Source organism: Spirochaetota bacterium (assembly GCA_034190085.1).
Lineage (GTDB): Bacteria > Spirochaetota > UBA4802 > UBA4802 > JAFGDQ01 > JAXHTS01.
This window is the reverse complement of record JAXHTS010000051.1, coordinates 1-12,062: the sequence shown is the minus strand read 5'-3', so window position 1 is coordinate 12,062 and position 12,062 is coordinate 1. Positions and strand designations below refer to the sequence as shown.

General features: G+C 35.4%; 12 protein-coding genes. 7 read left to right on the top strand and 5 right to left on the bottom strand.

Annotation, left to right across the window (positions count from 1 at the left end; genetic code table 11):
- Positions 1-94: 94 nt before the first annotated feature.
- Positions 95-835 (bottom strand): MBL fold metallo-hydrolase, encoded by a 741-nt coding sequence (locus SVZ03_09655; GenBank protein MDY6934472.1) that lies wholly within the window; start codon positions 833-835, stop codon positions 95-97.
- An 815-nt stretch (positions 836-1,650) separates the two neighbouring features.
- Between SVZ03_09655 and SVZ03_09650 the strand changes: the two genes are divergently transcribed.
- Together SVZ03_09650 and SVZ03_09645 are read left to right on the top strand one after the other, a co-directional pair.
- Entirely contained in the window at positions 1,651-2,868 is a 1,218-nt protein-coding gene (locus SVZ03_09650; protein ID MDY6934471.1) for a cyclic nucleotide-binding domain-containing protein, read from the top strand.
- Positions 2,846-4,915: an AsmA family protein gene (locus tag SVZ03_09645; GenBank protein ID MDY6934470.1), complete on the top strand. Its 2,070-nt coding sequence runs from the start codon at positions 2,846-2,848 to the stop codon at positions 4,913-4,915. The genes SVZ03_09650 and SVZ03_09645 overlap by 23 nt, the downstream gene beginning before the upstream one ends.
- A gap of 87 nt (positions 4,916-5,002) precedes the next feature.
- Here SVZ03_09645 and leuD read toward each other — a convergent pair whose 3' ends face one another.
- Both leuD and leuC read right to left on the bottom strand, forming a co-directional pair.
- Complete coding sequence (leuD, locus tag SVZ03_09640; protein ID MDY6934469.1) at positions 5,003-5,497, bottom strand: 3-isopropylmalate dehydratase small subunit; 495 nt, start codon at positions 5,495-5,497, stop codon at positions 5,003-5,005.
- A 12-nt stretch (positions 5,498-5,509) separates the two neighbouring features.
- Positions 5,510-6,766 (bottom strand): 3-isopropylmalate dehydratase large subunit, encoded by a 1,257-nt coding sequence (gene leuC / locus SVZ03_09635; protein MDY6934468.1) that lies wholly within the window; start codon positions 6,764-6,766, stop codon positions 5,510-5,512.
- 397 nt (positions 6,767-7,163) lie between these two features.
- Here leuC and rfaD point away from each other — a divergent pair, with 397 nt between their 5' ends.
- From rfaD to SVZ03_09610, 5 genes are all read left to right on the top strand, one after another.
- Positions 7,164-8,129 carry an ADP-glyceromanno-heptose 6-epimerase gene (gene rfaD, locus SVZ03_09630; GenBank protein MDY6934467.1) on the top strand — a complete coding sequence of 322 codons (966 nt, stop codon included), beginning with the start codon at positions 7,164-7,166 and terminating at the stop codon, positions 8,127-8,129.
- Positions 8,130-8,140: 11 nt separating this feature from the next.
- On the top strand, positions 8,141-8,860 hold the full coding sequence (locus tag SVZ03_09625) for a lysophospholipid acyltransferase family protein (GenBank protein ID MDY6934466.1): 720 nt from the start codon (positions 8,141-8,143) through the stop codon (positions 8,858-8,860).
- Between the two features lie 221 nt (positions 8,861-9,081).
- Entirely contained in the window at positions 9,082-9,567 is a 486-nt protein-coding gene (locus tag SVZ03_09620) for a chemotaxis protein CheD (protein MDY6934465.1), read from the top strand.
- A gap of 140 nt (positions 9,568-9,707) precedes the next feature.
- Positions 9,708-10,568, top strand: a complete 861-nt coding sequence (locus SVZ03_09615; protein MDY6934464.1) for an HDOD domain-containing protein — start codon at positions 9,708-9,710, stop codon at positions 10,566-10,568.
- Positions 10,569-10,656: 88 nt separating this feature from the next.
- A complete protein-coding gene (locus SVZ03_09610) occupies positions 10,657-10,998 on the top strand; it encodes a hypothetical protein (GenBank protein ID MDY6934463.1) in 342 nt (113 codons plus the stop codon).
- Between the two features lie 29 nt (positions 10,999-11,027).
- Here the strand turns inward: SVZ03_09610 and SVZ03_09605 are convergent, their stop codons facing one another.
- A complete protein-coding gene (locus SVZ03_09605) occupies positions 11,028-11,201 on the bottom strand; it encodes a hypothetical protein (GenBank protein ID MDY6934462.1) in 174 nt (57 codons plus the stop codon).
- Between the two features lie 405 nt (positions 11,202-11,606).
- On the bottom strand, positions 11,607-12,062 hold a 456-nt coding region (locus tag SVZ03_09600; GenBank protein MDY6934461.1), incomplete at its 5' end, for an IS3 family transposase.

The window sequence follows — 12,062 nt, the reverse complement described above, 5'->3', positions numbered from 1 at the left end:
AGTATAGAAAAATCAAACAAAAAATGCATTTCTATAAATTGGAAACTTGGATGATTGCCAATAAAGGCCCTGAACATGTTTCAGTTCATAACAATCATATCTCAATCTCCATACCCGCCTTAACATAATGGATTCTTTTATTTGTGCTTATTTTGTCGCATTTTAAATGTGTTCCATAAAATACTGTTTCATCGCTAACAAGATTAATAGCTTTCTCGATTATTTCATCCTCATGTAGATGTATCGGCACAGGATCATCAGGCTCGCCGTTTAAGTCTAAAATCACTATTTGGGGTTTTTCCTTTAATAAATCTGTAATGCCCTGCGACCATTTTGTATCTGCTATGTAAGAAAAAACATTCTCATTTTCTTCTTTTAGAATAAATCCATAGGTTTCCACCATGTGTTCCATCTTGAAAAGCCTTGCAGTATGATCATTAAGTGTAATCTCTGTACGATCAGAAATATTTATAAATTCTATAGTCTCCCTAACCCAACTAATCAATGGATGTTCCTTAGAAAAGGCTTTTTCTGTTAGATCAATTAAAAAATCTTTAGCATTACCAGGCGCAAATAGTTTTATCCTTTTTTCTTTTTGATCTTTTGGTACCTTAACAAATAGGTATAATGTTAGAAATGGAAATCCAAAACAATGATCTCCATGCAGGTGTGATATGAATATCTCTCGGATATTGTTGATTGAAATATCCTCCCTTGCTAGAGATAACATAATGTCTGGTGGCAACTCAATAAGAACCTCTTCATCAATCATAAAGGCATTATAGGGCAGACCATCATTGATAGCCCCACCATTACCTAATATTTTAATTTTCATTATATCCTCCCTATGATAAATATTTGATCAATAAATAGAGTTTTTGGTTAAAGATAAATAAAGTCAAATCCAATAGCTATTTTTATAAAAAGTGAAAAATATATCCAGATAATGTATATTAGGACTGATTGAATTACAAAAATAGTTGAATTTTATTCTACCAAGTTACATATTTTACAATATTTTCTGATTCATCTAAAAAGATACAATTATCTCTATGCACCGCTTATACATAGCAAAAAATGCACAATAGAAAACTTTTTTACAATATTAAAACTATCCAGAAGCTTAGAAATTTTTCATTTTTTCTATGCACATGTAATGATGCGTTTATCATTAAAAGAATATGAATTTATATTAGTTTTTTTGTTGATATATATAGATTTACACAAGATAATCTAATAATAGACTTATTAAAGGATTCAAGCTACCCTAAATGAAATATGGTATTAGAGGTTGGAATGTCGTTCCCCAATTCTATTAAGTAGAGTGAGATTCTTTTATAGAAAATGAATTCTCATTAAAGGGCAAATCCAGCCATTTGGATCGTTAATCCCTAAATATGTGGATGAGAGATGAGGATATATCTTTCCTCTAAAACAGTATTCTATCAATGCATATTTTAACTTCTAATGAATTATTTTGAGAATACGTTTAGTCAAGGATTTCTAGCTAGAAGCGAATGGATGCACTCGAGTAAAACCAAAGGCATATTCGTCAGTATTAAGATTAAAGCTTCACCCTTAAAATCCAGAATCTTTGATCCCATATCAACTGGAGAGTTGTTTATCTTTTCAAGAGTATAAAAGGGGACAATGGCATCAATTCAATTTAAAGTTGAGAATTACCCGCAAAATTCCTTTATCATTGTTGAAGGGAAAAAGAATGCACAAACCTTTTTCATAATCCGAAATGGCAAGGTTAAGATCATAAAAGATGATCCCGTAGTTAATGAGGAAGCACATTCTATCCTTGGCCCAGGAGATTTTTTTGGTGTCATTTCCTGTATGAGTGGCCATGCAAGAATGGAGTCTGTTGTAGCCTTATCAAACCTATCCTTAATATCAGTGGAAAAAGATCAGTTTGGTATTCTAATCCAGAAAAATCCCATTGTTGCGTTGAAGATAATTCGTTTCTTTAGCAGGAAGTTAAGGGATTTCAACCAAGCAATTACTCGACTTACCCTAAAAAATACAGTGGAAGAGGACCCGGAGCATCTATTTAATATTGGGGAATATTATTATAGAAAGAATGTGCAAAATCATTCAATCTACGCATATCAAAAATATATTCATTACTCCCCTAATGGACCAAATAGAGATGCTGCCTTATCAAGGTTAAAATCCATGAAATCCCCTTTTATGGTTAAGGGAAACCAATTGAATGATATTCATAGAACTTATAATGACAACACTATGATCTTCTGTGAGAACGAGCCAGGAGACGAACTCTATATTATACAGTCAGGAAAGGTAAAGATTACCAAGATCGTTGATGAAGAGGTTCTACTTGCAGTCTTAAATCCTGGAGACATCTTCGGAGAGATGGCCCTGCTTGATAACAGACCACGAAGCGCCTCTGCTATTACCTTTGGCAAGGTAACGCTACTTGCTATCAATAAGGCCAATTTTGAAGAAATGGTCTCCTCTCAACCACAACTCATTACAAAAATAATTCAGTTATTAAGTGAAAGGATTTGGACAGCCTATCGTCAACTCGAAAATCTTATGATAAAGGATCTACTTGGCAGAATATATGACACCCTCCTCATTCAAATAGAGAAAAAAAAGATCAAGATTGTCTCAAAAGAATCCTATAATTTTGAGTTTGGAGCAAAGGAATTATTGAATATGGTCGGTTTACCTCAGAACAAGGGGAATGTGCTGATTAATCAGCTATTGGAGGATAAACACATCACGCTTGAAGAGGGGAAGATCATCTGCACTGACATGTTCGAATTAGAGAAGACCGTTCATTTCTACAAAAAAAAATCAGCCTTGGAAAGAAAGCGTGAAGAAGGGAAAAGTATTTAAATATATCTCCATCATATTCCTCAGTGTAATATTCCTTATAGTCCTGGGCTCAGCCTTAATTATATATTATTTTCCCAAGGATAAACTATTACAAATAATAACAATAAAAGCTGAAGACTCCCTTACAAGAAAAGTTGAAATTGGTGGATTAAACTATAATTACCGTGGACTTATTCTTAATGATTTATCTATCTATAATGGTCTATCTGATGAGGATGAGATCTTGGCAGTTGCTCAAACTGCAATAATCCGATTCTCATTACTCCCCCTTCTGCAAAGGCAATTGGATATTAATAAAATTATCATTAATCAATTAAAATTAAATTTAATCTATAACAATGGCAAATTCAATCTACAGAATCTAATAGGTGATTTAAAGGACAACCAAGGCGAATCGTCAATTTCTACCACGATATCGAGCATTTCTCTTAGGGATACAGAGATAACCCTTCAGAATCCCCCAAAGAGACTAAAACCCCTTGAAGGCAGGTATATCCTTCATGGTACCATTGAGATGGAGGGTAAAAGAGAATTTCGAATTTCAGATTGTAACATTATTCTTCCTGAGAATAGGGGTAGGTTATCGTCCGATATGAGATTAGCATTATTTGACGATGACTTTGAATTGTTAGGGGATGTCAAATTATACAACTGCTCACTAAAATGGGTTTATCAATGGAATAGGGGAATCCCTTTACCCTACAACGATTTTTCAGGAAAGATAAAAAGACTCAAAATTACTAAGAAATCAGTTAATGGATATGTAATAGGAAAATCGTCTATCGCGAAAAGCGACATAACGCTTAACGCTAATGGCGCCTGCAGCGTTAAAATCCCAGAAAAGCGTGTTTTAATCAGTGACATAAAAGCGTCTACCAAGAATTCAAATATCAATATTAGCGAAATACTATTGTCATTCAAGGGAAAACTATTAAAACTTAGGGTAGCTGGAAATGATATTCTTATAAATGATCTCAAGCCTTTTATAAAGATCCTGCCAGCTGAATTAAATGGAAGAGTCTCGGCTGATTTTTATAGATTAAATGAAATATATAATGGAAAATTTAATTTGAAAAATGTTATCTATAAGGCAGGGCTTCTTAGTGACATAAACGCCAACATATTAATAAAGAATAATACTTTTCAAAATGAGGATGTACCCTTAAAGCTATGGAAACAACCCTGCAAGGCTTCAATCGCTACAACTGATGGAAATTTTAAAAAAATATTCCTAAACCTTCATTCAGAGGAAATTAATTTAAAAAGGATGAGGGGTAATAGAAAGGGAACACGTTATTCAAAAATCAACCTGCCCTTTGAAATTAATGGCAAAATTACTATTGATAACCTTACCTATAACATGTATCAATTGTCAAATCTATCACTTAATTATTCATTATTAAATAATGATCTTTCCTTAAATAAATTATACTCTCAATTTGCACAAGGTAATATAAATGGAAAAGGCATCGTATATTTATCGAGAAGCATACCTTCCCTCAAGATATCAACAACCTTCGACAGCATGAAACTACAAAACATGTCGCGGTATTATGAAAAATTGAATAATAAATTTTTTGGGGTCCTTAATGGGAGTGCGAACCTAGAGTGTAGAATCGAAGAAAATATGAATATTCTCAATTCTCTCAGTGGAGAAATGGAGTTCTTTATAGAAAAAGGAAAAATTGTTGATACCGGTATTCAAGAGGGGCTTGGCATGTGGCTCTCGGAACTTAAATATAAGCTAAGAGACCTTGAATTTAACAAGATCTACGGCAATTGTAAGATTTTAGGCTCAAATCTATATATTAATTCCTTTATATTTAATGCCCCCCACATCAGGCTTAATGTTAGCGGTTATTTTAATAGAAAGCTGGCAGGAAGCACAAAGATCCTCCTTGAGTTCACACCGGATTTTGTTCAGGATCTTCCAAATCCAGCCTTTTTTCTTCAACTGAGGAAATACAGGCAGGGGAACTGGTATATTATTCCATTTGAATCAACTGGCGAAAACATTGCTGATAGCAGAAGTATCAAGAGACTTTGAATACATTCTTAAGGGATAATCTATTACTTCGCACATCAATCCCCAATACACCAACATAATATTCACCAGACCTATATCTATAAACTACTAATCTTGATACTCGCTTTTAATCTTATTCATAAGCCCGCCCTTTTTTATTATCTCCTGCATAAATGGGGGGAAGGGCGTGACCGCATATATCCTTGATTTTGAAATGTTTGTTATCTCACCCCTATCAAAATCCACTTCGATCTCATCCCCCTCCCCTATGTCTTTCGCGGCATCAGGAGACTCTAAAATCGGAAGCCCAATATTTATACAATTGCGATAGAAGATCCTAGCAAATGAAGATGCTATTACACATGAAATTTCTGCAGCCAGAATAGATATAGGGGCATGCTCTCTGGAAGAACCGCATCCAAAGTTGCTTCCTGCAACAATTATATCACCCTTGGATATCTTATTGATAAATTCCGGATCAGCATCTTCCATGCAATGCCTTGCCAATTCCTTTGGATCAGAAACATTCAGATATCTTGCAGGTATTATCTCATCAGTATTTATATCATTACCAAACTTCCAGGCTTTTCCTATTACTTGCATAATTCACCTTTATTATAACTCATCAGGATGACAAATCCTCCCAGCGACTGCTGAGGCTGCGGCGATTGCAGGATTGGATAGATATACTTCACTCTTCGGATGTCCCATCCTACCAACAAAATTTCTGTTAGTAGTTGCTATGCACCTCTCACTTTGAGCCAATATTCCCATATGACCGCCGAGGCAGGGGCCACAGGTTGGGGCTGATACAATCCCTTGTGCGTCAATAAAGACCTCTAATAATCCCTCATCTAGCGCCTGTCTGTATACCTCTTGAGTTGCAGGAATAACAATTAGCCTAACGTCTCTATGAGCCTTTTTCCCAATTAAAACCTTTGCTGCCTGCCTTAAATCTTCAATTCGTCCATTAGTGCAGGACCCAATTACCACCTGATCTATTTCCACACCGCTCTCTCTGGCAGGCTTCACATTCTCCGGCAAATGCGGGAAGGCAACCAGGGGTTCTATTCGGGAAACATCATATTCTTTAATTGTTATATATTTGGCATCTGTATCGCTGGTAAAAATATCATAACCTTGATCGCTTCTTTGTTCTATATATTTAACGGTCTTTTCATCAGGTTCAATTATCCCATTCTTGCCCCCAGCCTCAATAGCCATGTTAGTCATGGTTAATCGTCCCTCAATTGAAAGCTCTTTGATTGCGCTTCCTGTAAACTCCATTGCCATATACAGCGCTCCGTCAACGCCGATGTCGCCGATAGTATATAGAATAAGATCCTTACCCGTGACAAAGGGATTGAATTTCCCCTCAAAAACGAACCTCATGGATTCAGGCACCTTGAACCATGTTTTCCCTGTAGCCATAGCAGCGGCCATATCTGTTGAACCGATCCCAGTAGAGAAGGCCCCCAGGGCCCCATAAGTGCATGTGTGAGAATCTGCTCCGATTATAAGCATTCCTGGTCTAACAAGACCAAGTTCAGGAAGAAATGCATGCTCTATTCCCACCCTGCCCACATCATAAAAATGAACAATATCATTCTCTTTTGCATAATCTCTAAGAATTTTAACCTGTTCAGCTGATTTGATATCCTTATTAGGAGTAAAATGATCTGCGGTTAAGACTATACTATCCTTATTAAATAACCTTTTAATACCATTTTTTTTGAGTTCCTGAATTGCAATGGGTGCTGTGATATCGTTTCCAAGAATGATATCAACATCAGCCTCAATGAGTTCCCCCGGTGTAACAGCCTCATGATCAGTATGCGCAGCGAGAATTTTCTCTGTAATTGTCTTTCCCATTAGCATATCCTTTAATTCATAGTCATTCCTAAAAAGGATTATATTTATTCATCATATTGAATATTGATTTTGTAAATTTATTAAACCATTAATGTTAGATTAGGAATAATATCAACAAAAATAAATTTGTTAACACCATTTAATCCGTGATCTTATTTGTCTTCTCCATCTTAAATATGAGATCAAAGGATATGCCTATTATGATATTCAAAGAATGAAAAAACAAATATAATAACTACTCAATTTGATTAAATTGATTATTAAGGGTTTGTGAGGTATTCTCAAATAATAAACATAATGCAATTTGTTTAATTATTGCAATTCGCCCTCCCTCTTTTTCTTGACAAAGGATAAAATATATAGTTTAAAATATCCTAAATAATTCAGGGGGTAAATGTTGATTGTTGTAACCGGTGGAGCTGGATTTATTGGCAGCGCTTTTGTCTGGAAGTTGAACACCATGGGAATCAGCGATATACTAATTGTTGATGAGCTTGGAAGTTCATATAAATGGAAAAACCTTGTTAATAAAAATTTTCAAGATTACATTCATAAAGATGAATTCATAAAGATTATCAACAACATATCCCTTAACATTAACGCAATAATCCATATGGGCGCATGCTCATCCACAACCGAACTTGACGCAGATTATTTAATGCAAAACAACTACCGTTATACGAAAACGTTAGCCGAGTGGTCGCTGAGCAATAACATTCGATTTATTTATGCAAGCAGCGCTGCAACATATGGCGACGGCTCTCAAGGATTCTCTGATGATGAAGCGGACACATTAACGCTTCAACCCCTTAATATCTATGGATATTCAAAGCATATCTTTGACCTCTGGGCAATTCGTAACAGGGTAAATGATAAAATAGCGGGCATCAAGTTTTTCAATGTCTTTGGCCCCAATGAGTATCACAAAGGGAATATGGCTAGCATCGTATTCAAGGCATACCATCAGATTATCAGGACAGGACGAATTCAGCTCTTCAAATCCTTGCGGGAAGAATATCAGGATGGGGAGCAGTTGCGTGATTTCATCTATGTCAAGGACTGTGCGGACGTTATGTGGTGGCTTTATCTGAATCCGGAAATAAACGGAATTTTTAATCTTGGCACTGGGACAGCCCGAACATGGAATGATCTTTCCGCTGCGATATTCTCTGCTATGGGACATGATCTGTCAATTGAGTATATCGACATGCCGGACTCTATTAAAAATCGCTATCAATATTTCACAAAGGCACAGATGGACAAGCTAAGGGATACAGGCTACACCACGCAGTTTCGCACATTAGAGGAGGCTGTGCTAGATTATGTCTCAAACTATTTAACAAAAGACAATCAGCATCTATAGAATTGAAAAGCATGAAAAGTTTTTTTTATAGATACATACTTCCCTATCTTGCTTTTTTCTTTATTAAGTTGATTTTTTTATCATATCGAATCAGGATAATTGACCCCAAAATTGAAGAAACCATCTACAAGAGAGGAGAATCACCAATCTACATCTCATGGCATCAGAGATTTTTCCCTGGAATATGCTTAATGGCAAAACGAAGTCCTATAGCAATTATGATTAGTCAGAGTACTGATGGTGAGTTGATATCAAAAATTGTAGAGATCCTCGGATGGCGCACAGTAAGGGGTTCATCATCTAGGGGAGGTGGGAGGGCCCTAATTAAATTAAAAAGGCTATTAAAGGAAGGGTATGCAGTTGGACACATCGTTGATGGGCCTAGGGGTCCCTTTGGCAAGATTAAGCCGGGACTTTTTGCAATGGCAAAACATTCGGGGATGCCGCTATTACCAACCATTGTATCATCTGAGAAAAAATGGACATTTAACAGTTGGGATAATTTTATTATCCCAAAACCTTTTTCTAAAATTATTGTAAGGTTTGATAGAGAAGTATACATACCCAAGGACATCAATCAGGAAAGGTTAGAAGAGATGATTAATCAAATGGAATGCAGATTAGATGAACTGTATAGAGAAACTGATAGCATTTGGTTACAACGTGAATCCTTCACAGGATATGAAAAATTAAGGAATCAGAACATCTCATCTTTTCATAAAAGGAGATGAGAATCGCATAAGCGAGTATTACCTCTACTCAGAGGAAGAATTATGTTCTACCTTATTTTGAGGAGGCAAGTATTATAGCTATTGATGCTGTTTTACAATGAACAGCATAACTCCAAAAATGTAAGGTACATAACAACAGAAAAAAATATCATTTTTCTTGACATATTCAAAATTTTCCTTAATAATAAAGTACAGGATCATACAATAACAGAGTGAATAATATGCAAACATTAGTAAATGTTGGTGTTGCACAATTAAAGATTTCATCTACCCCCAGTGTACTACGTACAATCTTAGGGAGTTGCGTTGGCATCTGCATATATGATAAGACAAAAAAAATTGGTGGGCTAGCTCATGTCCTCTTACCGCAGGATTCCGGCAGTAATGATGGTAAACCAGAAAAATATGCTAACACCGCAATTCCACTACTGATACAGATGTTAGAAAAAGAGGGGTGCAATAAAGGATCCATGTCAGCAAAAATAGCGGGCGGAGCATCCATGTTCAAATTTAAATCCAATACACACCTTGCTCAGATTGGGGAAAGGAACATTGAGATGACAAAAAAAGTACTTCAAGAGAATAGCATCCCAATTACTATAGAAGATTTGGGTGGAAATACCGGCAGAGTAATCGATTTTTTTCTTGAGGATGGGAGGTTGAAGATAAAGGCTTCAGGCAAGGAGAAGGTTTATTATAAAACTTAAATGATTTTTTATTAAACATTATAGCGGTTATTTAATCATGTATAGAATGTTTTTTAGGAGAAAAACTCTAATTTCTAATAATTACTTTTATATAAATATTAGAAATACCGAAAAGAAAATAAAAACCAATGAGTAAATAAATGCAAACAACTATTCAACAGAGAATTGAATCAGTAATCAATAATATTGAAAGTTTACCTTCAATACCAGTTGTGGCAAGTCAAGTGGTAAGGATGGTAAGCGATCCTGATGTACCATTCAAGTCTGTTGCAGAGGAAATTGCAAAGGATCAAGCAATTACAACTAACATACTTAAACTGTGCAATTCAGCATATTTTAACAGAGGCAAGGAGATATCATCAATTGAAAGGGCAGTGGTTACTCTTGGATTGAAGGAAGTGAAAGATATAGTAATGGTAGTAACCACGAAGACTATATTAGATAAGGAAATTATGGGGTATAGCCTCGAGAAGGGTGAACTTTGGAAGCATGGCCTGGCCGTAGCAATTCTCTCAAAGAGAATAGCTTTGATGAAAAAAAAGAAAGAAATTGCTGACATAACCTTTACTGGCGGAATCATTCATGATGTTGGGAAAACCGTTCTCGCTATGTTTGTACAAAAGACTTTTCAAGATATTCTAAGCTTTGTTGAAAATACTGGTGTAACATTCCAGGAAGCAGAAAAGGAGATCATGGGCTACGATCATCAGATAATTGGTGAAAATATATTAACAAAATGGCAGTTCCCTCCTGTCCTAAATGCTATTGTTAGATATCATCACAATCCAAATGATGCCCCTGAAGAATTCAAGCTTATTGTCTCAATTGTGCATATTGCTAATGTAATATGCCTTATGGCAGGAATAGGAATCGGCAGTGATGGGCTGTATCATGAAATGAATGAGACGGCCATAAAGCGTGCCGGGCTGAATGACCGTGAACTTGAACAGTTATATTCATACTTACCTGATGTTTTGGGGCAGGCTGCTGAGATTCTATGATACCCCACTACTTTATATGTATTTATTAAAACGATGTCCCTCCTGCAAAAAAAAATTACGATTCCCGATCAACAGAGGGAATATCAGAGTGAAATGTAATTGTGGTTATAGTTTTATTGCAGACCCAGATGACCCTAATTTATATAATAGCGCAGAATTTGATCTTCATCCACATAATGACAAAACACACATATCAAAAAGATTAACCAATCTCAAGAATATCATATCAGATATAGATGCAAAAGGAATACTTACAAGATGCATTAATATCTTATATGATGGTAAATATAAGATTCAGAACTATAAGCTCCTCCCATCATCAGAGCAGAAAAAAATAATAATAATTTTCATCTTTATAGCATTTTTGATAATCCTAATCGCCTACCTTCTTCTCTCTCCTAAAAGCAATAATGAGGGAGCAATAATTTAGCATAAGAAGATAAAGGATTTATCAAAACTCTAGGACTGCAATTCCTTCTTTCTTAGCTGAAGATGTTTATAATATTTAGAGCCAACCTGATTTGATTTTTCCAGGTCCTCAATTTTTTGATTTATTTCATCAATTGTAAATTTATTTATCTTTTTATTCTTCTTAGATGTCTCTTCACTCTGAGGGATTTCCTCTTCCGCCATGTTAACCTCGATTTTATATTAGTAATATGATCAGGAATATTTATATTGATACAAAACAATCCTTGTTAATAGCATTTTACCAAAAATGATATGATATTTTCAAATATTTGCATGTTGCTTGTCAACAAGTTTGTGACAGGTGTACAACAAAAAAGGGCTAAGTGCCAAACTCGCTCAATAAGGCTATTGGTCTTTACCAACTTGCGAACAACAAGCTTCTTGTTTGCAAATGTAATTCGATTTCGCTCAGCACAAGACGCTCACCATAGGTAAAATCTTTCCTAATAACATCTTAGATTTTTGGCATTGTAACTGAGTTCGTCCGGTTTTTAATATGCTAATTAGCCGTAAATGATCTGATCATTTTGGGCTTGCCCCGCAATTACGGACACATAGTTAAGCAACTTATTTAATTATTGAATTAGATGATTCATATTCTTCCGGACTTTTATAGTCAAGAAAAGAATGAATTCTCTGTCTATTATAGAATACTGAAATGTATTCAAAAATAGCAAGCCGTGCTTCATCTCTCGTTTTATATCTTTTATGAAATACCTCTTCCATTTTTAAAGTTGAGAAAAAACTTTCAGCACATGCATTATCCCAGCAGTCTCCTTTACGGCTCATACTCTGAATCATTTTATACTCAGTTATTATTTTTCTGAAATCATGGGAAGCATATTGTACACCACGATCTGAATGGAATATTAAATTGTCATCTGGATTTCTATGAGCTACAACCATCTTAAGTGCATCCATTGCCAGTTCAGCCCTAATATGAGTATCAAGCGAATAACCGACTACTTTCCGGGAATATAGATCTATTACAACACACAGGTAAAGCCAACCTTCATTTGTCCA